Below are 23,116 nucleotides of genomic sequence, written 5' to 3' on the forward strand. Positions count from 1 at the left end.
TGATGTTTCACCAATCAGAAATCCTCTATAGATTTCACCTCTTGCGTCATCAATAATGGATAGTCTACACTTAATTGGACAGAAAAAATAAGGGGGCGTAGAATAGTCCACAATACGTGAGGAGAATCTACTATGACCCAAAAGAGACGCACATTTTCTGCAGAATTTAAAAAACAGGTGGTTGCACTGCACGCAGGTGGAAAAAGCCGGGTAGATATTGTCCGAGAATATGACCTAACGGCTTCCGCACTCGATCGATGGATTGCCCAATTCAATCGAACGGGTTCATTCGAAGAGAAGGATAATCGAAGCCCGCTGGAGGCAGAATTACTTGCCTACAAGAAACGAAACAAACAGTTGGAGATGGAAGTGGATATTTTAAAGCAAGCAGCGCTGATCATGGGACGAAAATAGAGATCATTCAACAGAATCAACACCTCTATTCGGTATCAGCAATGTGTAATGTCCTGCAAATCGCTCGCAGTACTTTTTACTATGAAACGTCCGTTTCAGTAGAAAAAGAACGCCAAAAAGCGCGAGCAGAACAAGAATTAAAAGATGAAATCTGGGCAATCTTTCATGAGAATCGCCGTGTCTATGGGACGCGTAAACTGAAAGAAGAACTGAAGATCAGAAAGAATTGGATCGTCTCGAGACGTCGTATTGGACGCCTCATGGCGACACTTGGCATCCAATCGAAATACGCACTGCCTTCGTACAAGCCGATGGTTACGCCTCCTAACGAAGCAACGTATCGAAACGTATTAAACCGTGAATTCAATCCAACAGAGAAAAGTGCCGTATTGGTTAGTGACTTAACGTACGTGAAGGTTGGCGGCCGGTGGAATTATATTTGTTTCCTTCTCGATCTCTATAACCGTGAAATTGTCGGGTACAGTCTGGGTGAGCGAAAAGACGCTGCTTTAGTTCAGCGTGCCTTCGCGACGGTCAAAAGCGACCTGGGAGCCGTGAACATTTTCCATACAGACCGTGGATCTGAATTTAAAAATGCCGGTATTGATGCCTTACTAGAGACGCATCAAATTGAACGTTCGCTGAGTCAAAAAGGAAACCCTTATGACAATGCGGTGGCAGAAGCTACGTTTAAGATTCTGAAGACGGAACTGATCAACGGCATGCACTTTGAATCCCTTAATCAGCTATCACTTGAGCTATTTGATTACGTCCATTGGTACAATCATATTCGTTTACACGGCAGCTTAGGCTACACCAGCCCTGTCACTTATCGAAACGCAGCCCTTAAAAAAGTTGTTTGATTTAGTGTTGACTTACCAACCATCGTTTTTGAGAAATAAAAAATATGCTGTACATTTATTGGGAACTCATTAAAATTATATTGGTCTAAAACGTAGGAAATCTATGAGAGACGCGCTTTTTCGTTTTACTACTCTCTAAAATTACATTGGTCTAAAACACGAAAAGAGGAAAACAAAATGACAAACAAGTTTTACTACTCTCTAAAATTACATTGGTCTAAAACCAGTCGAGCCGCTGATCTGTTACGTTCTCAGTTTTACTACTCTCTAAAATTACATTGGTCTAAAACTATGACCACAAAGGGATAGTTGTGGATTTGGTTTTACTACTCTCTAAAATTACATTGGTCTAAAACGGCCAGTATGACGTTCCTTCATCGGCTGCAGTTTTACTACTCTCTAAAATTACATTGGTCTAAAACATCGATGAAAATGAATAAAAAGGAACGTGTGTTTTACTACTCTCTAAAATTACATTGGTCTAAAACCGTAACCCGTGCGCTCGATGCGGTCAATGTGTTTTACTACTCTCTAAAATTACATTGGTCTAAAACCTGCAACATGGTATTCCAATCATCTACCATGGTTTTACTACTCTCTAAAATTACATTGGTCTAAAACTTATTACATTTTGGGTTTAGGCAATCTATAGTTTTACTACTCTCTAAAATTACATTGGTCTAAAACTCCACAGAATCAATTTGCTTACGTGCTTTAGTTTTACTACTCTCTAAAATTACATTGGTCTAAAACTTATTAGGAATCTAAAAGGTGGTGGCAAAAGTTTTACTACTCTCTAAAATTACATTGGTCTAAAACCCCGCCATCGCTACGATTTGCTTTAGTTTAGTTTTACTACTCTCTAAAATTACATTGGTCTAAAACACTTACTAATGTTATTATCTTTCCAAGTGGGTTTTACTACTCTCTAAAATTACATTGGTCTAAAACTCCCAAGATTGATCGGGAGGGGGCGTTTGAGGTTTTACTACTCTCTAAAATTACATTGGTCTAAAACCGTTCTCGAACTGGGCTTTCATCATTTCAAGTTTTACTACTCTCTAAAATTACATTGGTCTAAAACCAGGTCAGTCGTCCACAGGTTTGACGAAAGGTTTTACTACTCTCTAAAATTACATTGGTCTAAAACTATCAGCAGTGTAGCTTTCAGCTATCAAGTGTTTTACTACTCTCTAAAATTACATTGGTCTAAAACGTAGATTCTGCTGTTCCATTAAGTTCAATAGTTTTACTACTCTCTAAAATTACATTGGTCTAAAACATTCAGGAGCGCCAGTATATAAACCACCATGTTTTACTACTCTCTAAAATTACATTGGTCTAAAACCACGAGATACATTCCGACGCTTGAATAGTTTGTTTTACTACTCTCTAAAATTACATTGGTCTAAAACATAAGCTGTACTATTCGAGAAGCAAGGTGTGTTTTACTACTCTCTAAAATTACATTGGTCTAAAACGCAACTTGAGCCATCTGCTCAAGTTGCTGGGTTTTACTACTCTCTAAAATTACATTGGTCTAAAACCTCAAATTTTGAGCGCAGTATTAGCACATTCTACTGGTTAAGAACTCCCACCACTTTTGATCAAGCATGATGTACTCTTCATGAAGGTCGCTGTAAGCTAGATTTTTCGCTAAAGATTTAAGTGATTCTGGCGTATCTTCGAAAAATAATTTCAACTCTTCATGAAGCGTTTCAATCGAATATCGTTCGCCTGTTCGCTTAATTAAATGAACATTTGAAAGCCCTACTTGATTAATGACTTGAGGACTTGTCGTCAAACAAATCATCGTACACGCTTGACTTGTCGCAAATTGAAAAAGTTCTTTTAGTTCTGATTTGTTTAATTCATTTTCAGGAAAATCATAAAAGCATACATTGGTAGCTTTATTATGCACTAAGTGAAGCCAGCTTTTCAATAGGAAGGATTGATATTGATAAGCTCCCATCGGTTCATCTGATACTGTTCGCACTTCGATTGGGGCTATTTTTATTAACTGTTCGAAGCTGATTAATTCCGTTGATGGTTGCAATTCCATCCCTTCAAATTCCACGACACATTGTTCGAATGCTTTCTCCAATTCACCCTGAAGCACTGTGAAGACTTCTAGCAGTTCTGGTGAATTTTCCAATTCAAATTTCATTAGCTCGATTAACTGCTTTGCATGATGCTTGTCTTTAAAAAACTCCAGTCCTCCGCCCTGTAATGACAAAATATTGAGCTCTTTAGCTGCCACTTCCCTTCCCTCGATGGTCAACAGACAGAAGGGATAGTCCATACGTTGATGAGCCGACCAACTTTTGACCAATTGTCTATAAGCAAATTGCTTTTCTAAATCCGCAAACGCGATGACATTCACTTCACCCTCGACCAATGGAATTACTTCAAATAAATTCGAATGCCACTTCATAGCTCAATGGTCCTCTCAACGGTATCAATTTGCTCTTCTTGTCTGACTGGTCGATTATGCTGTTCCATATTGGCAAATTGTTTTTCTGTCACCAGTAAACTTGTTATGTGTCCTTTTGTTGGAAGATTTACTTGCAACTTCTTTTTTTGAAACTGCAACGCTGAATGATTCATCACGATTTTCGAGTAGATGGAATACTGCACCATGGAATACCCATTAATATGAAGAAACTTCTTAAACTTTCTGTAGTTTCGCTGATCTGCAGAAGACTGTACCGGCAAATCAAACATGACAATCAATCTCATAATCCGGTGCACGCCCCTCACCTCGCTTTTGGAAAGTCTAAAATCGGAAATAACAATTTTTCTTTGTGGCCATCGTTCAAGTATTGCAAGCAACTATCCAAATATACTTGGACTGCTGCTTGTAAGAATTGTTTTGAGTTGCGAATTTGAACTTTATATTCCAACATCTTCAATACTTTTCGTTTTTCGTCTTTTCCAAAAGTATCGGTAATGTGTTCATGGACAATATAGTCGACAAGTGGTCGAAAAACCTCGACAAAATCGCTAGCTAAGTTCATTTGATTAAATTCGTTTGCGTGGAAAATTCCCAACTCCGTCAAGTAACCACGGCTGACAATTTGACGCGCAATCAGTGAGTGTATGACCACGTAGCCATAATTTAGCGCCCAATTCCTCGGCTCATCTATGCTCCGGGTAAAATCTTGCCCGTACAGTCGATTAAAATATACTTTTGCCGCATGCCCCTCGCGATTAGTTGTATCAAAAACCTCTACTTGATCTCGGAACATGGACAGTTCATCAATGCCTTCTTTTTTTAAATGAATTAACAACTGACGTTGGTTCTCAATTTTCTGTTTAGTGATTTCTTGCCACAACATTCCTTTTCTCTCTTCCGTCCAAGTAGCTTGTTGGGCAATTATCCGACTCTGCCGGTGATGACCATAGACAGAATTCACTACAGATGAAGGTTTCATGTTGGCATCGCAAATTAACGTAACAATGTGGTGGTGCGATAACGCATTAATGAGATGACCGGTCAATTGGATGTTTGGGTTTTCAATTAAAAGAAAACTTATCTCCTCTAAGGGAACCCGATTTACTGTTTCTCCTGAAACAATCAAATGCCCCATACGTAACGTTAGCTTAGCTTCCTTGGCTAAAATAACCGTTCGCCAACTCATCGCTTTGTTCCAACTACACTTCTTGGCTTTCTGTACTTTAAGCCTGTGATAGATTCATAACCAATAGCTACTTCTTCAGGCTTTGGTTTTTTCGAAATCCGACTTCCAAACGTATCTGAACGCTGGGCATTTGCAGCAACAGCTTTCTTCAGTTCTTCAAATCCTATTTCAAATGACTTAAAATCGTAGAGCTGCGTATCCACAAATTTTTGCACTCGATCTTGAATGGAGCTTTTCGTGTAAATTGGATAGTTATCATTCATCTGGTCAATTAAAAGTCCAAAAACTATTTTTAATTCTTCGACCGATGAACGTTCACTCAACTGTTTTACCTTTTCCATCAACTCGTAAGATATTTCAAATTGACGTGCGTTATGCAGCTCTCTCGTCGAGATGAAATAATACGGGAAATGTTCTATCCAAATTTTTTGGTATTTTGGAATCGTTCGGATAATTCGTGCATGGATAATCGGACTGTTTGTTTCTTTTTCTGCTAAAAACTTTGCTAATTGGCTTTCTGGTTCTTTTAAGAATTGATGGTGCTCAATGACTTTTAAATCTATAAACTTAGTCTCTTGCACCTCTTTCTCTTTCTTCATGAATGTAAATTCCACTAGGCAAATAGAATGGTTCTTCACTTCATCGTGAACAAACTTCTCAGTTTTAGGTGAGACGTATTTTGCTTGCTTTACTTTAGGTGAAAAAATACTTTCTTTATAGAACATTCCGTCCCCAGTTTGTGTCATTTTTGTTGTTTGCCACGGTAGCTCGAAGTAGACATGTTTCATGTATTCAACTCCTGAAACTTCTTCTCCAGTTACAGGACTCTGTAACCTTAAATTCCCGAAGTTTTTAAATAAGAAAAATTCTTTGTTGCTTCCTTTGACTGAACGCCACTGCTTTTGACGATCTTTTTTAGACAGGTCAAACGCTAAAAAGTTTTTTCCATATTTACCTAGAATCGATTGAATGAGCGCAGCGGCAAATAGTGCATCCATTGCATGATGCTTGTTGTTATAATCACGTATTTTCGGTATTTCACTGAAGCGCCTGAATTTAGAGACAATCCCTGCTTTCACTAAGTGAATGTCTGATTTTGAAAATCGCTCATCGAGAAGGTCTCGGACGTGTTTAATAATTTGGCGTGTTTCAACCAATTGGCGCGCGATAAATTTATCTTTATCAACTTCATCAAAGCTGGGTTTCTTCAAACGTCCTAGCTTTCCGCTGGAAATAAGCTTCAGCTCATGAAGTCTCTCCCATAATGTACGCATAGCATATTGTTGATTAGCCTCAATGATTTCCAACGGCATTTTATTTTGTCCAACTTGATTCTTACGCTGGTTCGCTTCCGGCATGACGAGTGCTAAGTTATCAAGACTATCGTCTTTCACAAAGTTTTGTGGCAGGATGTGGTCTACTTCATACATCGATAAGTTCTGAATATCCAATGCTTTTCCTGTATACAAACATTTTCCTTGCTGTGTGACATACAACCAGAAACGTTGCTCATTAAAACGTTGATCGCCTTGGCTTTTGATTTCTCCAATAAAGCTTTTCAGATCTGGATCATTTTTCAACGTTGTTTTCGTCAATTCTTCCCATTGGTCTTTTCGACTCTTCGTTCTTTTTTTCTCGCCATCTTCACGAGCCACTTCTAGAACGATGTTAGCTGGCTCACCAAATATGCTGACTAGTTCTTCGACAATTTTCACCGAACGCCATATCCCTCGTTTTAATGCGGGTGAACCCGCCAGCTCTTCAATGTCTTCGTAGCGAATTTTTTTCGTTCCATCTACTTGATGTTGATTCATCTTTTGAATTTTCTTTTCCAGTCCAAACCCTTTATTCTTTAATACCTCCATAAAGACAGAGCTATACTGTTCCATATGATCGAGGACACTTTGTCCCTGTTCATCAAGTGGCAGTCCATCGATTAATAACCTAGAAAAACGGCCCCATCCTGGAAGTTTTACAAGTGCTAGCTTTTGTCTCTGAACATCCGTAATCGAAGGGTACTTTTCTTGAATCTTCAAGTGAAGAATTTCGCGATCTTCAAACACGGCTATCCAGTAAATAAGTTCTTCGGTCATTGCCGGATTATCATCAACTACTGCACCTAGAATCGATTTCATCGAAATGTACCCGCTTAAACTTGTTGCAAAAGCATTTTCTTTTTGTGTACCAAATACCTCTTTAATCTCCCCTGTATGTTCATCATAAAGTTCATCTGCGTATGGGCTTTTTTTCAACTCTTGTAATAAGCGTTTGGTACTAACCGTTTTATATTGCTTAAATACGTTGTCGATGATCCAACATTTCATCTCGTAAGATAAACGGTGACGGAAATCCGATTCTGCACCTGTTGTTCGCAGTTGGATGCCGTTTAGTTCGTTAAGCACTTCAAAGCGTTCATAAGTCAGTGAACTTTTAGGTAGCACTTCTTGACCCTTTAAATACGTACAGGTTTTACGCATTCTGGATATAAATGCTTCAGCAGATGCTGCTTTATCAATTTGTTCATCAAAATTCCAAGGAGTTATGGGTGCATCTCCTTTTCGTTCGACCCAGCTGAATGGCGACTGAGTGGTATCTTTGACTAGCGGTCCGATGTAATACGGAATACGGAATGCAAGTATCTGTTTTACTTTTTCTATCCACTCGGTTGTGATAAATGGATAATGAGCTTGCTGATTCCGTAAAATTTTCTCTGCTTCATACAAACTGTTTTGATGGGGAATGGCAGCGTTTTGAATCCCTTTTTGCTTCTGAAGAAATTGATTGCTGTCGATTGCTTTGATAATCCGTAGCATCTCATCTTTTTCTGTTGTTCCAATACTAGTTTTCGACTTATCTTCTAACAGTTTTTTTAAGTCTTTATAGAACGTCTCTGCGAATTTCGCTTCTTTATTAAATTGGTCAAGCTTGCAGAGCACTTCGACTTTATGCGATTTTTGATATTCACGTTGACTGTTTTTATCGGAGATGAAATAAGAACGATAGACTTTTTCACCGAATGTTTTATCCAGTAAATTCTTAAGAGAAGCCATATCTTTTTGATACTGCTTGAATGCGCTGACTTTTGCCTTTGCTACATACGTCTCGCCTTTTAACAATTCGTAAAGAACAACTTGTTGATAAAAAGGTTGGACTGCTTCTAACAATGCACTTTCCTCTTCTAGCAACAATTCCATAACTTCTTCCACATTTTCGTTGGAGAGCTGTACTTTGGTTTTGGTTTCTTTATAAGCGAGTGCTTGTTCCGAACTCGGAAATAGCTGATGAAGCGAAACCCCTAGGCCAGCAACAAGTTTGCAAAACGGTTCATACTCTTTTCCGAACATGGCAGTTAGCTCTTTTGATTGGTCTGTTTTCGTAAGGTTGCGATTTAAGAGCAATGTTTCTGCAGCTTTCCATTGTGACTCACTTAAGTCTAAGGGTGATAAATTCTCTAATTCTGCATAACGAGTCACCAACTCTAAAAGTTGGTCATCCATTCCCTCTGCAGAAGCAGCTTCTGACCAATTTCCTTCCTGAAGAAAATGACCACGATACTTCACTAAGTTATGTAATGCCAAATAAACCAGACGCAAATCCATTTTTTTATTGGATTCAATTAAGTCGCTTCGCAAATGATAAATAGTCGGATACTTACGAGAACTAATTCTCAAAGAAGAAAGAACCTCCGTTAAGCTTCGATTTTCGAATTCATTATTGTTTTTCCAAAAATGTTGAGAGTCTGTTTTTGAAAAGAATCCCGAATCGGTTATGTAGGAATCGAATAGTGACTGAAGTAGTTGCAACCTCTTCTTCCTACGGTTATAACGTCTTCTCATTCCTCGTTTGAGCCTTCTACCAGCTGCACTCTCAGCAGATTCAAATTCATGGACACCAAAAGCATGACGATTGTTATAGTTTAAAATTTTGTAGTTTTCATCTATACAAACCCATCCAACGCTTGCAACTCCAATATCCAATCCGATCGTATAGTTCTTCATTTCAAAATATTCCCCCTTTACATTTTTCAAAAGAAAATGTACGCTAAGAGTGTTACTACTCTGTAACATTACATTGGTACGTTAAAATAAGCTTAAAGCGTAAAAGTTGGCCCTATGAGGTCTCCGCCATCGACTTCGTCGGTGGCTTTTTTATTTCCTTCTTCTATCATAACTTCCAAATTTTTAAAAATAAAAATAATAAGTTACAAATTACCCATATTTAATAGTTCTTTTGTATAATACTGCTGATCCTCCCTCTATGGTTAATACGAATTTCTTTGAGGTACGGTAATGCAAGCTTCTCTACATTTAATTCTGATTGCCAAGCACTAGCAATGAAAACAGAGGAATGTCTTAAGACAATCCTCTAATTTCTTAACTCTTCGAGAATCATAGACCCATTAACTACTTTAGAAAAAAATTTAGACGTTACAGCTAATATTCTACCTTCTTTAATCCTTTCAAATCATTCACCTGAATCACGGTACTATTGTAATGGTTAATATTGTGTATGAAAGGGGTGGCAGGTGGTGATACATATTCTTAAGTTGGTTATTTTTTTTAGTATATTATTTTTAATGGGATGTAACCAAGAAAGCAATGAACTAACAAAAGAAGAGCTCGAAACTATCTATCGAGAAGAAGTTCAAAAAGAATTGGAAAAAGTAAATAAAGCTGAAGAAACTGAGGTAATTGAGGAAGATTCAACAAATGATGAAGTAGAAGTTATATCTGAATCCTCTCTTCAGAACAAAGAGTCAAATAGTGAAAAATTCGAATCATTGCCAATGGATACTCAAGTAGCTTTACTAACGCCATATTATGATGAGCGCGGAGAACCGCAAGGTATCAGTGAAGGTATGTGGTTTATCTTATATGGACTGGAAGAGAATTTCACCTTCATACAAGTTCATTCCGGCGCTGGGATTGGGCATCCTGTCTATATGATTGAACGACAAGGTGATACGTTTAATCCAGTGTATGGTGTAATCAATATGGGCATTTCTGGATATGAGGCAACTGATCCTCCTCAAGTTAGTGTTACCATCGATGAGTTAATGGCTGATTATGAAAATAATCCAGATCTTTATGATGCATCAGCAGCGAATACTGATGCTGATAAATTTGATTTAGCCTCATTTAATATAATGAAAGCGCTGGCTGAAGAAACGTCTAATAGCTTTGAGACAGAGAACGCTACAGAAATAACTGAGCCCTCTCCTGACCAGGCCATGTTCGTTGATGGGGTATTATACTCGGGTGAAACAGGAATGAAGATCCCAGAAGAGTTGTCTTCAGCAGAAGAATTGCGAGCGCAAGGTTATGAGGTTCATGAATTAACCGCTGAAGAATTTGATAGGCTAAGACGAGATATGAATGAGTTTGGAATCACCTATGAGAACCTACTTGAATATTATCTCTCTAATTACTAGAAAAAATGCAAGACCTTATTTCTTATGTCTACTCTTTCCCTCTATATCTCAATTTCACATAATACTAGTTAGACAGCCTTTAAGTATCTGAAGGCTGTTTTTTGATTTTACTTTATTTACGATATTTGAAATGAAATATTAAAAACCTCAAGCTGTTATAAACTTCACTCCCCCAAAAAACTCATTCAATTATAAGTTGGTTTCATATCCAACACATTAATTAAGTATAGACAATCCTCTGTTTCCATAACTAATTGATACTAGTTATGACTATCCCTAAAAAAATTAAAAATAAGAGCTGTAAAAAAGAATGACAAAATATAGTACGTACGAAAATACGTATGATACTACAGACTTTTTTCTGTACTCGAATAATTTTCTATAGTATACTTTATTTAAATGAAACAATAGGAGTTGATCACGATGAGTATTCATATTCCAGAAAGACCTAAGTTCAGCGATGAACAAATCACAGCAGCTGGAGTTGCTTCTAAAACGTTCGGCAAAGTACGAGCTGCTGCAAAAAATTCACCCCAATATATTTTGGCCAACAACAAGCTCGACAGTGTTGTGTTAGATTACGCACACTACCTCAAAATGTATCAAGAGCTTGAAACTTACCGCGAATTATTTTATATGGACGAAATCGCCCGTCGTGCTGATTACGCTGATGCCCATCCCGAAGACTCTATCTCACTACGCGAAGCTGTAGGGGAAGTTAGTTATGCTCAAATCATGTCTAGTGATCCCGATGAAATTGCAGATGACGAGTTATTCGAATAAATGAGCCAAGATCGGTTTAAGATTCGGTTCGATAAGAAGGCTCAAAGGGAATATGATAAGCTAGATGGCAGCGTAAAAGGACATGTGAATAAGGGATTAGCAAAGCTACGAACACGGGCTGATACACTTGGAAAAGAACTTGAAAACAAGCGAAATATGAAATTGCATGGTTGTAAGGAATTGAAGTTTAAAGGCAGTGGCATTCGAGTTATTTATCGAATTACAGGTAGAACAGAGGACGAGTTAGAAATCGTCATGATTCTTGGTATAGGAGATAGAGACGAAGATAAAGCATTTAAAGATGCTTCTAACCGGCTTGCAGATTTCTTAAAAAACCTAGAAGACTAAATAATCTTAAGAGACCTCCAGTAAGGAGGTTTTTTTTGATCATACTTTCAACAGTAAGGCTTCATAGTAGAAAGTGTAGACATAATATTTACTCTGCAAAATAATAGAGGAATAGTAAAGACAATCCTCTGTTGTCTTAACACGACGGCTAGTCTATTTGAATTCCAAATAGAAATGAACAGTTCAGTTATATTTTTCGCTATTACATGTAATAGCGAAAAAGTGATAAAATATCAACAAGAACTAATTCGCTACTCAAGATTTGAAGGAGACGACAACATGACAGTATTTCCTAACGATGAAGATGGACAAGTATTAAAAATGTTATATAAACAAGGCGTTGATTTTAAAGAACCACAAAATGTTGATTTTGTGGTTGCAGTTCCAGATAAAAAGAACGGTAAAGCTGTTTTAGAAACTTTAAGAAGTGAAGGATTTAATTGTGAATTAGAACAAGATGAGGAAACTGAAGAATGGACTTGTTATTGTTTTATAACGATGCTTTTAAATTACAAAGAGATAATTGACATACAAAAACGACTTGACGAATTAAGTAAACCCCATGATGCATACACAGAGGGATGGGGACTCATGGTTAACTAAACGAACGTTTAGAAAGAATGGTTGGATAGGAGTGGGCCCTTAAAGCTAGAGTTTTAGTTTATGCAGCTAATTGGTTGGCATGAGTTCGGTATTTCACTGGGCTCATACCGGCCAATTTTTGTTTGATGCGCTCGTTGTTGTAGTAGAAAATGACATCAGTAATGACAATCCTCTATTGTCTTTATAAATTGCATCGTATAGCGGAGCGGATGTGTCCCGTTATTGAAGAAAATACAGACGTAAATGCAGAAGCCACCTTCCCCAAAGAATGGAAAAGCAGGATCAGAGATAGATATTTCGAATAGAGAATTGAATCCTAGATCGATTAGAACCTATCACGCCTCTTAATAATGTGGACCACAGTAGTGATTTTATTATTCTTCTCTATAAATGGTATCTAACTATCCGTTGGCCATTAATTTGAAAAACCCTATTCAATAGGGTATAATAAATCTAGAATATGTCACTAGACAATGAGGTCGTTATGAAAAGAACATTTGTATACGTAAAGAATTTTGATCAACAATGGAAACAAAACGGACTGGCTGCTGAACAGCGTGAACTGGAACTTCAATTGTTGATGGATCCAGGTCAAGGAGCTGTCATCACCGGTACAGGTGGTTTACGGAAAATGCGTTTTTCTCCCGAAAGTGAGAACCAAGGAAAAAGTGGTTCTTATCGAATCATCTACTTGGATATCCAAACGTCTTCCCATACGATTCTGCTTCTAATTTATGCAAAGAACCAAGAAGCAACGTTAAAACCAAATCAAAAAAAGATACTAAAGCAATTGGTAGATCAGCTGAAAAGCTCGTATACTTTCGAAAGGATGGATGGAAAATGAATGAAAATCAATTTTTTGATGACCTGAAATCCAGTTTAGGCCAAGCCATTGAATATGCTGAAGGCAACCAATCAAAGGCAAGAACAAAAACCGTAGCGATTAAGGAATTGGCAACTTTTTCTGCACAAGACATCAAAAGTCTGCGTTTGCAGATGAATTTAACTCAAAAGTCATTTGCTGCTCTTATCGGGGTCTCTGTCAAAACGATCGAATCTTGGGAACATGGCACCAACCAACCTAGCGGTGCAGCCCGACGATTACTAGAAATCTTAAGTAATCGACCGCACGTAGCAGAAGAACAGCAAATCGTCTCTGTCTAACCCAACTGTCATTGATTCAATTAATTTAGTAGAAAAAGACTGGCAGGTTCGCTAAAACCTGTCAGTCTTTTCTTTATATTGTATAAGGGCTATGGAATGATCTATCTCTTATTCATAAGGTTTCAGTACTCTTCTTTCTCAAATCACTCGACCCATCCAGAACGAATCCACCTGTAAACCGAGTATTTTTACGTTTGTGCTAAAGTAATAGATAGCAGACGTATAAATGCAAAGAAAAGCGAGACTAGTAGAATCAACGATTTAAATGCATCATTTTTTCTGAAAAGTTCAGTTTCGCTCAGTTTTCTCGTTAAGTCATTGGAACCGGGGTTTTGAATGTAACTTAATTACCATTAAGTTACATTCAAAACAGTAAAAAAAGACTCATTTATTTTTAATGAGCCAGCAAGTGAGAAACTATATTTTTTGTTGGATATGTAATTACTTTGCCTATTTTTAAAAGTTTAAAGTAGGCAAAGTAATTATTAGCTTTTTCCTGTGGATCGCAATATAAAGATTCAGAGGAATTGATACCTTCTTTTAGACAGGACTATTTAAAGACAAAAGCAACTTAATATTCTAAAGTATCTTTACTTGTTATAATTTTTATAAAATTTTTCATCTTTTTTCTTGTCTATATAGGTCCAAATTACAAATATTAAAATAGTGAATCCGATAACTAATAAAGAAGCATTGAATGCAAACTCAAAATCGATATCTTTTATAGTCCTCTCATCAACACCACCTAATCCTATTACTTCATAACTTATTTTTTGGTAGTCCATAAATATAAAAGATGAAATGATACCCAGTATTAATCCACCTAGTAAAGAGATAAACATTTTTTTCATTAACAAGTCACCTCCTCTAATAATTTATATTATATACGAATTTTCGATCTACTTTGATATCCTCTCCAAGTTAAATAAAAAACACTGCGTTTAGCAGTGTTTTTTATTTAACAGAAATATTTGTTAATTTAAACCTTATAAACTCTCAGCAAATTCTAAAATAGATTCGACGTCTTGTTCTGATACTAGTGACATAAATACATTATTTTTCTCGAACCTTACTACATTTACCTTTACATCTGCAGCATTATAAAATTCTCCGACTTCATATACCATTTCATTAGATGTAATTAATTCGTAATCTTCAACACCGACCACTTCTATCGCATTATCGGTTTGTTGTGTTAAAGCAATATTTTCATTTTCATCATGGAAGTTACTTAACATAGCATTACTTGTAAAAGCTTTTTCATCTACTTTATATCCGTCTCCTAAAGCATCGGATATTTTTTCGCTATTTTCTTTAAAACTAGCAGGAACTTCATTTTGTTTTAGTGCCAATGAAGAACGTCCTCCTACATCCATTACAATGTTAAGTTCATTATTGCAAAGTATTGGTGGATTAGAAAATCCGGATGTTGTTGTAACGTCGTAGTGAGCATTTCTATTTTTAGAACCTAATGGCATCGTATAGTTCCAAGTATATTTTGCTGTACTACCTTTGTATAAACGAACGCCGTTATAGTTGTAATTGTACTTATTGTAAGCGGTAGTTTCATAGTTACCAATAAATCCTACTCCACCTTTGAGGGAGCCAGATAAACTGCGAACAGTGTATCCTGTAGAATTAAATTTAAAACTAGTTGATTTGTAAGCTCCATAATTGACGTTATGCTGAAGATTGTATTTTACACTTCCGCAAGATGCAAAGTAAGGCCCACTTGCAATATCTTGACCAATATAACTTGTTCCGCCAGCACCCGACGTCCCTAAAGGAACAACACGTACTTGTTTTGTTCCGCCGGCATAAGCTTGTCCTCCCATCATTACCAAAATGATGGCTACTAAAAACCCTTTAACAAAAAAACTTTTAACCTTACTCATTTTAACATCTCCATTCTCCTTTTTTTCAATGAAGTGTCTCTCGATGTAATGAAATTGTAACAATACAATTATGGAATATATATACTATTTTTTAGAAAATTATGTATTTTTAAAATTTAGTTGAAAAATATGTTTTATTTATCAAATAATTACAATTTAACTAAAATGAAAAAGAAAGTTAGGATATCATCCTAACTTTCTTTTTGACGTTATCTTTTACTCAATAAGCATTTAAATTATTCCTTTTGTAAGCTTTATAAATTGGGAATCTGAATGTAACTTACTTGCTAATAAGTTACATTCAAAACCCTTCTATTCTTTTTTGATGGTCAATAATTGGCCTTCATTTAGCAAAAGTTGTCTAGGATCCGTCAACTCGGAAAACAGTAACAGGTTTTTTTCCTGCACTTTAAGCTCGACCAGATTCGAATTGAGTAAGTGGGCTATCTGAATTACGCAATTTGCATGACGTGTCATCTGATTTGAAATATATTGGTGTAATTCTCGCATCTGCCAGGCCTTTTCTATACCATTAAAAATTTCTCTTTGGATTGGATAATCGAAGCCTGGAACATTCATTGGATCCATCTCTACAAAATCAAGAGAGCCTGTTCCATCTGTCATGTTCTGCTCTGAAGCCAAATAATAATAAGACGCCATATCGCACCTGCCTTAATTTATAAACTACGGTTAATAGCAAATGTGAATGTAACTTAATTCACATTATGTTACATTCAGAAGCTTGAATTTAAATAATTATGAACTTAATCTTCTGAAGGATATTGAAATTGAGGGTTAATGCACATCATGATAGATATAATGGCATTGTTATAACCTGACAGTTTATCGACTTCTCCTTCATCATTAAATTCCTCTTCTTCAAATTTTTCAAATTGATCAGCCAGTTTCCGTATAACATTGAGATACTTATTTGTAAATTCATCTTCAGCCATTTCCTTAACATCTGTCGACATCTCGTTCAAAGCCAACAATGATCCTTCGTTGTAAGTTTGTAAACGCTAATATAAAAGTTGACCACTTGAAGGGGTTTCGCTCACCAAAAAGTTGACCACCTTTATCATATATCCCGTATCATTATGTTTGTCTAGAACAAGCATGATATGGGAGGAAAAGGAATGATAAAGATGGCTAATATTGAGCTTATCAGAAAACTTCATTATGTGGAAAAAAGATCAATCCGGCAGTTATCAAAAGACTTGGGGTACTCACGACAGACGATTCGGAAAGCATTGGAACAGAACGAGATTCCTCGCTATACCCGAACCGCACCCATCAAAAGGCCGGCGATCGACGCCGTCAAACCGTTGATTTTTCAGTGGATGCAGGAAGACCAAACAGCCCCTTTGAAGCAGCGCCACTCGGCTGCACAAATCTATCGCCGCCTTGTGAACGAATACCAATTCACCGGTGGTGAATCGACGGTCCGCCATTTTGTTCGGCAGGTCAAGCAGGAGTGGGATTTACTGGCGCCACCCTCTTCCATTCCGTTGGAATTTCAAGCCGGTGAATTCGCCCAATTCGATTGGGGAGAAGTCATCATCGAATTGAATGGCAGCGAGATCAAATGCATGCTCTTTTGCATACGGCTTTTGTATAGCCGGAAAATCTTTGTGAAAGTATTTCCCCACCAGCGTCAGGAAGCGTTATTCCAGGGGCACCTTGATGCGTTCAATTATTTCGGTGGTGTGCCGAAGACGATTGTGTATGACAATATGAAGACGGCGGTCAAAAAAGTGTTGGAAGGGACGAAGCGGGAAGAGCAAGAAGCGTTCATCGCATTTCGTTCGGCCTTTTTGTTCGATGCCCAATTTTGTGCACCGGCAAAAGGAAATGAAAAGGGGCAGGTGGAGAAGCTGGTACAAACAGCGAGAGCGCAATTTCTAGTGCCTGTCCCCAAAGTAACCAGTTTGGAAGAGCTGAATGATCACCTAAAAATGTGTTGCGATCGTTACGACCTACATAAAGTACCGAATTCAGCTGATTTAGTGCACCAACGGTTCACGGAGGAAAAAGCACTTCTCCTGCCGATTCTCAGTCGATTTGACTGTGCGCGCCGTGTTGGGGTAAACATTAACACGCTGGCATTGGTGAATTTCGAGACCAACCGGTATTCCGTCCCGACCCGTTATTCCGGCAGGAAGGATGCTTTTCTGTATGCGTACGTCGATAAAATCATCATCAAAATCGACGGAGAAACGATTGCGGAACACGAGCGTCTCTACACACAGCGCGGAGAATTGTTGGACATTGACCATTACCTGGATGAACTGGAGAGAAAGCCACGTGCCATCCCTTTCGCACGCCCGTTGAAAAAGAACACACTGCCCGCCTCTTATCAGTCGTTTTACCGGGAAACCAACCTGCGGTATGGTCATGGAAAAGAACTGATTCGTGTGTTGAAGCTGCATCGGGATTATCCAGCTTCGGCAGTCGAGAACGCCGTCCGCCAAAGTGTGGAGAAACAGTTATTCACGTGCGATGCGGTCAAACAATTTCTCTATCAAACCTTGCATCCGGCACTTGCGAACCCCTTGCCGATGATGTACGAAGTCACGGAAAGCATTCGCGTAAAACCTCCTGCACTCGGAGACTACAATGAATTATTGAAGGGCGGTATCTATCATTGAATGAGCATCATTTCCAGCTGGAAGATTACTTAAAACGGTTGCGCCTCCCGGCCATCCGAGCGCAACTGGATGTCTATCTCCGGGAAGCCAACGAACAACAGATGACCTATGAATCCTTTCTGTACCACCTTCTTCAACTGGAGGTAGCGGAAAGGGAAATCAAACGGAAGGAACTGGCGCGCAAGCAAGCCAGGTTCCCCGTCGAAAAGACCTTAGCCGATTTCTATTTTGAGCGTGCGCCCCATGTACCCAAAAGAAAAGTATTGGAAATTGCCGAAGGCAATTATATTTACGATAAACGCAACGTCCTCATGATCGGGAATTCGGGGACCGGCAAAACCCACATCATGATTGGATTGGCGCAGATCGCGATTGAAAAAGGCTATAAGGTCAGGTATTATACCGCAGCCGGGCTAGCCAACGAAATCATGGAAGCACAAGACGAAAAAAAGCTTCTCCAACTTGAAAAGAAATGGTTAGCAGCCGATTTGGTTTTGGTCGATGAATTGGGGTATATTCCGTACCATAAAAGAGCCGCCGAATTGATGTTTCAATTTTTCTCCAGCCGTTACGAAAAAGGCAGCATGATCATCACCAGCAACCGGGAATTCAACAAATGGAACGAAGTCTTCCACGATGATCAGATGACCGCCGTCTTGTTGGATCGACTCACGCACAAAGCGCATATCCTCGATATGAACGGGGAGAGTTATCGTTTACGAGAGACCTTGGAGTCCAGGTCGATCTAAGTAGAGGGTGGTCAACTTTTATATGAGCGACCTGGTCAACTTTTGGCTTGACGTTTACATAAGTTTCAAAGTCTTTTCTATCGAATATAGTATTTGTTTTAGTGAAGTGGATTTGCCTTTCAATAATATCTAGCAAAGTAAATTCTGCCAGTTTTTTGTTGTTCATCTGAATTCCCTCCTAGTTTCTTCAAGTATGTATTGTCTTTTATAAGATAATTCTTTTGAATGTAACTTAACTGCACTTAAGTTACATTCAAATCCTAGTCTTTGCCCCCAAATTTCCACTTGTATTTTGCCGGGGCATTTTTCAATTCGTCCAGATCGCTCTGCAGCTGCTGGACGATGGCCACAAGCTGTTCTTCCCGTTCCTGACTCTTTTTCAATTCGTTTTTCATGTCCCTAAGGACGTCAGCATAGTCTAGAGGGTTCGGCAATTGAGGTTTCGGCTGCTGTTTCATGAGTCGCTACAGGTCATTGATTTTTGGATTCTTCTATATGAGCAATTCAACAAGCTGGTTAAGAAATTGCCAAGCAACTATCAGCTCCGTATCCAGCAGTTTCAATTCTCCTCCAAATCGTTTCTAGCCACTTAGTTCGACTTCTTCAAAATTCTTTCGTTTAATCTCATTCACTCGCTATTCATGGATAAGCTGCGTAATTAAAACAATCTGTTTCATCTGGTCTTAGGTACATCCCCGGTGATAATTCTGCTTAGAGTTTTTATTACTTACCATGCCTTCCCGTTCCCAGAGTTGATGAACTTTAAAATTCATTGCTTTTATAAGTCAGCTAATTAGAATTCGCATATCCCCACCACTTAAATTTAGCTTTATTGAGTTAAAAACAGCTTTATTTTATGCTTTCTTAAGCTAAAAGATACTTTTTTAAAGGTATTAATAGAATAAAAAGTAAAAAGGCCCAATTGAGAAATTTATAATTAATAATATATTTTAACAATAGAAAAAATGGTATTAAACCCCTATTTATAGCGGGCCCAAACTACTGTAAGGTGATGTGAAAGAAGTAAATTTTCCCCTTTATTTACTATGGCCATAGTCTTTAGGAATTATTTCTTCTTCACTTTTACCAGGAAGGAGGTCTTTACAATGTCTGCAGTCTCTACAATGGTTCTATCTTATCAGTTTTCTCTTGAAGAAAAATTTTCAGGTGTGATTGAAAACAAATGGTTCTGGATGGTCTTTGCTCTTCTTGTCCTTGTTGGTCTATTTGCGTATGCTTTTTATTGTACAAGTCGTGGTTATAGTTTTAATGGAAATGTTAAGCTTAACTGGCCAAAGATTTGGCAAATGGGAATTGGCTGTAAAGCCACTTAACTTATATAGGGGAAGGGGGTTCTTAGGGCCCCTTTTTAATTAGGAGAGGATTATCATGTTAGAGATTAAAAACTTATCGAAAAAATTTAAACAACAAGTTATTATCGATAATCTAAGTACAAACTTCTCTCAAACAGGAATCACTGTCATTGTTGGAACTAATGGGAGTGGTAAAACCACTTTGTTGAATATGATTACGAACCTGCTTCAACCAGACTCGGGTCAGATTGTGCTGGATGAATTAAATCCAGGTAGTCGTGAATATAAATCAAAAATTTTTTATCTCCCATCTGATTTTTATTTACCAGGTTACATGACCGGGAAAGAATATGCTCATTTTGTTTTAAGCCGATACGATACAAGCAATTATAATCAATTACCCAAATTATTAAATCTTTTAGATATGACCCAAAGTCAAAACAAAACGATTGAGTCCTATTCTTTTGGAATGAAAAAGAAAATCCAAATTGCAGTTGCAATTGCTGCCAATACTGATTATATAATTGCAGATGAAATCTTAGGTGGACTAGATTTTGATACCGTGATTCTCGTTCAAGAAATTTTCGATGCGATTAGCAACAAGAAAAAAATCATCATCGTCTCGCATGAACGTAACACCATTGATCGTTTTCCCGAGGATGTTCGCCTCATGCGCAAAGGCACACTCACTTCCTTTACAGGATCTCCAGATGAACTAACTAAATTCATTAAGCAGGAGGGCGTCTTACATGACAAACTCATTGAAATTCAAAAACATTTTATGCATTCTTAAATTTTTTTATAATGATACGTTTCACGGGATGTTTAACCGCCCATTCTTTAAGAGCAAAGTTAATCGTTATGGATTAATTCTAATTCTAACCCTTCTTTATCTGGGTTATTTTTACTTAAACATGATCCAACTCGCCACTTTAAGCAAGAATATTCAAGACGTACATAGCACGAATCTCATGATTGCAGCAAAAATGACATTGAGTAGCTATTTCAATATTGTCTTAATCTTAAGTGCCTTTTTGTTTATATTAGTTAATTCAACAGTGAGCTTAAATAAGAATTCCTTATTTTTCGCCAAAACGCTTCCATTCTCTGAAAAAGAAGTCAGTGTCAGCCAAATGATATTCAAGTTAAGTGTTGCTTTAGCCTTCTTTGAATTGTTAATTATCATTGTTGCACCAGCCCTCAAACTCATATCGATGAATATCTTTACCGCAGGCCTTGTACTTATAACGCTTCATACGCTGTTCATTGCTAGTTTTTTTATATTAGAATTGATATACGCTTTCGTCTTAAAAGATACTGCGGGTACGAAAAGACTTTTGTTCACTTTTTCGCTTGATTTTTTGATTATTGTATTCGTTACGGTTCATTTGTTAATTACCCGTTTTAAGATAGATGCTTGGACTAGTGTACAAGAAGAATCTATTCTTCAAATGACATTTATCGTTCTCTTCACTAGTCTAATGATTGGAACAATTGTTTATCTATTAAATGCTAAATTTTTTGCTAAAGACAATATATACGTCCAATCAGATTACTTCAAACTTGGATTGCCGGCAATAAATATTGGACTAGCGACCACAATGCCTGCCATTGTGCGGAGTAAAAATTTCCTCTACTTTTGGGCATTGTTGATTGTTATCTCGATTGGTTCATTCGTTCAGAACGGGCTGGACAGTACATTCCAATTGTGGCTATTTTCATTACCAGTTCTTGGAATCGTAACGATTACCTATGCAGATGCTACGATTTCCATTCGCAAGCTATTCACCATCTACAAAATCAGTCCATTGACAGAACTTGCTTCCTTACTTGGGGTCTCCATCCTCTTGATGTCCCCTGCTCTATATGTAGGAATCATAGAGACGCAAAATCTTGACCCTTATATGTATGGCATCAATATCTTCTTTGTCGCAACAATTGCAGGCTTTTTATTTCCCAAGTCGCAAAGTAATATCAATGAGACCATCGCATCCGTATTAACATTCGTTATTATCATAATATTATCTGCACTCATCGGCGTTAAAGGAGCTTTATACCCTTCTCTTCTTATACTTCTGGGTGTTCTCTACGTAATCTTAAAGAAAGAATATGAGGTGGCAAAATGAAAATCACAAAGTACATTGGAATCGGCACAGTAGTCTGGGCGATTATTTTCTTAATCGATTACATTTATGAACTGTTTAAAATAACGGAAACAAGTGTGGTTACGACTCTTGCAGGATTACGCATTACAACTGTGATGACTAAGGAAGAGTTAAATACTTACTTCTCACTCACATGGCAAGCTTTAATCATGTATCTTGTCTTCTTGATTGTTTTTGTTTCGCTTGCCTTACTCATCAACTCAAAAAAGCGTCTAACAAGCTATGACAACTGAAACAGTTGTCATTCTTTTTAGTTACGTCTTTATTGTCATCAGTATTGTTATTCTTCATGAAGCAATTCATTGGATGTTCGCTCTATTGTTTCGTAGAGTCCCTACTCTCAAATTCGAACATTTTTTTACGCCAGTTATTACTTACAAAAACAATCAATCCGATATACAAAATTTGATTATTTCAGCTTCTGCTCCTTTAGGCCTTTTTACTGTAGGTCTTTTAATTGAAGCTGATAGCGGAATACTCGTGTTGATCAAAATAATGTGCTTGGCTAATATTTTTAACTTCCTTCCCCTAACAGCGGATGGCCAAGTAATATTGTTATCTCTTCTTAACATGCTTAAAAAAAGGCGAACAGGAAGAACAGATCACTCTAAAATGCCTCTTCCCAAAAAGCGAAATTGAGTAGATAACCATTAGGAAGAAACAGGAAGCAACAGATTGCTATTTATTTAAATGTCTTTGAGGACAAGAAACTACAGTTGAAATTTTTAAGCTACAACTTCGAAAAGAAGTTACAGAAGCATTGATCAAATTAAAGAAGATGCTGTACCAAGAGCATCTTCTTTATCTTTTCCTAATATGCCATTGGACTTCAGAAAATACCTCTTACATTTTGAGTGATCTGTAGATGTCTTAAATCTTTAAGGGGAAAATGCAAAGAACCAGATTAAAGCTAAAATGACATAAAGAAAGATTTTTAAGAACACCGAATGCTATTCTTCTATCGATTTATTGATTTTCAAGACCAAATAAAGAACAAAAATGACCAAAAACATTTTGGGAATTACAAAATCGTCAGTAGTGGTCTTCTGTCAAGAAAGTGGACACAGAAAAACTGTTCTTTTTCTTCAAAAACCCTATC

At 37.5% G+C, this 23,116-nt stretch carries 24 protein-coding genes and 1 CRISPR repeat array; of the genes, 14 read left to right on the forward strand and 10 right to left on the reverse strand.

The features are described from left to right. Positions 1–132 precede the first annotated feature (132 nt). A protein-coding gene (locus BBH88_RS10145; protein ID WP_154669139.1) for an IS3 family transposase occupies positions 133–1,277 on the forward strand; the annotation gives its coding sequence in 2 pieces (ribosomal slippage) (positions 133–379 and positions 379–1,277; 1,146 coding nt in all). A gap of 122 nt (positions 1,278–1,399) precedes the next feature. Continuing rightward, positions 1,400–2,824: a CRISPR direct-repeat array (repeat unit 36 nt; unit sequence GTTTTACTACTCTCTAAAATTACATTGGTCTAAAAC). Between the two features lie 20 nt (positions 2,825–2,844). Here BBH88_RS10145 and BBH88_RS10150 read toward each other — a convergent pair. From BBH88_RS10150 to cas9, 4 genes are read right to left on the reverse strand one after another with little or no spacing between them, the layout of a single operon-like run. Continuing rightward, positions 2,845–3,711, reverse strand: coding sequence for a hypothetical protein (locus tag BBH88_RS10150; protein WP_006828299.1), 867 nt, complete (start codon positions 3,709–3,711; stop codon positions 2,845–2,847). Continuing rightward, positions 3,708–4,016 carry a CRISPR-associated endonuclease Cas2 gene (gene cas2 / locus BBH88_RS10155; RefSeq protein WP_006828300.1) on the reverse strand — a complete coding sequence of 103 codons (309 nt, stop codon included), beginning with the start codon at positions 4,014–4,016 and terminating at the stop codon, positions 3,708–3,710. The genes BBH88_RS10150 and cas2 overlap by 4 nt, the downstream gene beginning before the upstream one ends. Positions 4,017–4,033: 17 nt before the next feature. Further along, positions 4,034–4,918, reverse strand: a complete 885-nt coding sequence (gene cas1, locus BBH88_RS10160) for a type II CRISPR-associated endonuclease Cas1 (protein WP_006828301.1) — start codon at positions 4,916–4,918, stop codon at positions 4,034–4,036. Beyond that, positions 4,915–8,916: a type II CRISPR RNA-guided endonuclease Cas9 gene (cas9, locus tag BBH88_RS10165; protein ID WP_006828302.1), complete on the reverse strand. Its 4,002-nt coding sequence runs from the start codon at positions 8,914–8,916 to the stop codon at positions 4,915–4,917. The genes cas1 and cas9 overlap by 4 nt, the downstream gene beginning before the upstream one ends. Before the next feature lie 530 nt (positions 8,917–9,446). On the opposite strand from cas9, the gene BBH88_RS10170 reads away from it, so the two are divergent. From BBH88_RS10170 to BBH88_RS10185, 4 genes are all read left to right on the forward strand, one after another. Continuing rightward, entirely contained in the window at positions 9,447–10,349 is a 903-nt protein-coding gene (locus tag BBH88_RS10170; protein WP_238323301.1) for a hypothetical protein, read from the forward strand. A 423-nt stretch (positions 10,350–10,772) separates the two neighbouring features. Then, positions 10,773–11,132 carry a hypothetical protein gene (locus BBH88_RS10175; protein ID WP_006828304.1) on the forward strand — a complete coding sequence of 120 codons (360 nt, stop codon included), beginning with the start codon at positions 10,773–10,775 and terminating at the stop codon, positions 11,130–11,132. Further along, entirely contained in the window at positions 11,133–11,480 is a 348-nt protein-coding gene (locus tag BBH88_RS10180; RefSeq protein WP_006828305.1) for a type II toxin-antitoxin system RelE family toxin, read from the forward strand. It abuts the gene before it with no gap. Positions 11,481–11,759: 279 nt separating this feature from the next. Then, a complete protein-coding gene (locus BBH88_RS10185; RefSeq protein WP_006828306.1) occupies positions 11,760–12,083 on the forward strand; it encodes a ribonuclease E inhibitor RraB in 324 nt (107 codons plus the stop codon). 58 nt (positions 12,084–12,141) lie between these two features. Here the strand turns inward: BBH88_RS10185 and BBH88_RS18910 are convergent, their stop codons facing one another. Further along, positions 12,142–12,252, reverse strand: coding sequence for an IS3 family transposase (locus tag BBH88_RS18910; RefSeq protein ID WP_081487812.1), 111 nt, complete (start codon positions 12,250–12,252; stop codon positions 12,142–12,144). A gap of 315 nt (positions 12,253–12,567) precedes the next feature. On the opposite strand from BBH88_RS18910, the gene BBH88_RS10190 reads away from it, so the two are divergent. Together BBH88_RS10190 and nadS are read left to right on the forward strand one after the other, a co-directional pair. Further along, on the forward strand, positions 12,568–12,927 hold the full coding sequence (locus BBH88_RS10190; RefSeq protein WP_006828307.1) for a type II toxin-antitoxin system RelE/ParE family toxin: 360 nt from the start codon (positions 12,568–12,570) through the stop codon (positions 12,925–12,927). After that, on the forward strand, positions 12,924–13,247 hold the full coding sequence (gene nadS / locus BBH88_RS10195; protein ID WP_006828308.1) for a NadS family protein: 324 nt from the start codon (positions 12,924–12,926) through the stop codon (positions 13,245–13,247). Before BBH88_RS10190 ends, nadS begins: the two co-directional genes overlap by 4 nt. Positions 13,248–13,837: 590 nt before the next feature. On the opposite strand, the gene BBH88_RS10200 is transcribed toward nadS, so the two are convergent. The 4 genes from BBH88_RS10200 to BBH88_RS10215 all read right to left on the reverse strand — a co-directional run bounded on the left by BBH88_RS10200 (position 13,838) and on the right by BBH88_RS10215 (position 16,131). Then, positions 13,838–14,098, reverse strand: coding sequence for a hypothetical protein (locus BBH88_RS10200; protein WP_006828309.1), 261 nt, complete (start codon positions 14,096–14,098; stop codon positions 13,838–13,840). A 135-nt stretch (positions 14,099–14,233) separates the two neighbouring features. Further along, positions 14,234–15,142: a hypothetical protein gene (locus BBH88_RS10205; RefSeq protein ID WP_006828310.1), complete on the reverse strand. Its 909-nt coding sequence runs from the start codon at positions 15,140–15,142 to the stop codon at positions 14,234–14,236. Between the two features lie 312 nt (positions 15,143–15,454). Next, positions 15,455–15,802: a hypothetical protein gene (locus BBH88_RS10210; RefSeq protein WP_065536830.1), complete on the reverse strand. Its 348-nt coding sequence runs from the start codon at positions 15,800–15,802 to the stop codon at positions 15,455–15,457. A 104-nt stretch (positions 15,803–15,906) separates the two neighbouring features. Next, entirely contained in the window at positions 15,907–16,131 is a 225-nt protein-coding gene (locus BBH88_RS10215; protein ID WP_006828312.1) for a hypothetical protein, read from the reverse strand. Positions 16,132–16,278: 147 nt separating this feature from the next. On the opposite strand from BBH88_RS10215, the gene istA reads away from it, so the two are divergent. Further along, complete coding sequence (gene istA, locus BBH88_RS10220) at positions 16,279–17,790, forward strand: IS21 family transposase (RefSeq protein WP_006828313.1); 1,512 nt, start codon at positions 16,279–16,281, stop codon at positions 17,788–17,790. Next, positions 17,787–18,539 carry an IS21-like element helper ATPase IstB gene (istB, locus tag BBH88_RS10225; protein ID WP_065536829.1) on the forward strand — a complete coding sequence of 251 codons (753 nt, stop codon included), beginning with the start codon at positions 17,787–17,789 and terminating at the stop codon, positions 18,537–18,539. Before istA ends, istB begins: the two co-directional genes overlap by 4 nt. 260 nt (positions 18,540–18,799) lie before the next feature. Here istB and BBH88_RS10230 read toward each other — a convergent pair whose 3' ends face one another. Then, positions 18,800–18,997: a hypothetical protein gene (locus BBH88_RS10230; RefSeq protein ID WP_006828315.1), complete on the reverse strand. Its 198-nt coding sequence runs from the start codon at positions 18,995–18,997 to the stop codon at positions 18,800–18,802. Positions 18,998–19,645: 648 nt separating this feature from the next. On the opposite strand from BBH88_RS10230, the gene BBH88_RS10235 reads away from it, so the two are divergent. The 5 genes from BBH88_RS10235 to BBH88_RS10255 are packed head-to-tail and all read left to right on the forward strand — an operon-like array spanning position 19,646 to position 22,656. Continuing rightward, on the forward strand, positions 19,646–19,873 hold the full coding sequence (locus BBH88_RS10235) for a hypothetical protein (RefSeq protein WP_006828316.1): 228 nt from the start codon (positions 19,646–19,648) through the stop codon (positions 19,871–19,873). A gap of 55 nt (positions 19,874–19,928) precedes the next feature. Continuing rightward, positions 19,929–20,645, forward strand: a complete 717-nt coding sequence (locus BBH88_RS10240; RefSeq protein ID WP_006828317.1) for an ATP-binding cassette domain-containing protein — start codon at positions 19,929–19,931, stop codon at positions 20,643–20,645. Beyond that, entirely contained in the window at positions 20,602–21,978 is a 1,377-nt protein-coding gene (locus BBH88_RS10245; protein WP_006828318.1) for a hypothetical protein, read from the forward strand. Before BBH88_RS10240 ends, BBH88_RS10245 begins: the two co-directional genes overlap by 44 nt. Beyond that, positions 21,975–22,250 carry a hypothetical protein gene (locus BBH88_RS10250; RefSeq protein ID WP_006828319.1) on the forward strand — a complete coding sequence of 92 codons (276 nt, stop codon included), beginning with the start codon at positions 21,975–21,977 and terminating at the stop codon, positions 22,248–22,250. The genes BBH88_RS10245 and BBH88_RS10250 overlap by 4 nt, the downstream gene beginning before the upstream one ends. Continuing rightward, complete coding sequence (locus tag BBH88_RS10255) at positions 22,240–22,656, forward strand: metalloprotease family protein (RefSeq protein WP_006828320.1); 417 nt, start codon at positions 22,240–22,242, stop codon at positions 22,654–22,656. The genes BBH88_RS10250 and BBH88_RS10255 overlap by 11 nt, the downstream gene beginning before the upstream one ends. Positions 22,657–23,116: the final 460 nt, after the last annotated feature.

The sequence above is a fragment of the Planococcus antarcticus DSM 14505 genome (assembly GCF_001687565.2).
GTDB lineage: Bacteria > Bacillota > Bacilli > Bacillales_A > Planococcaceae > Planococcus > Planococcus antarcticus.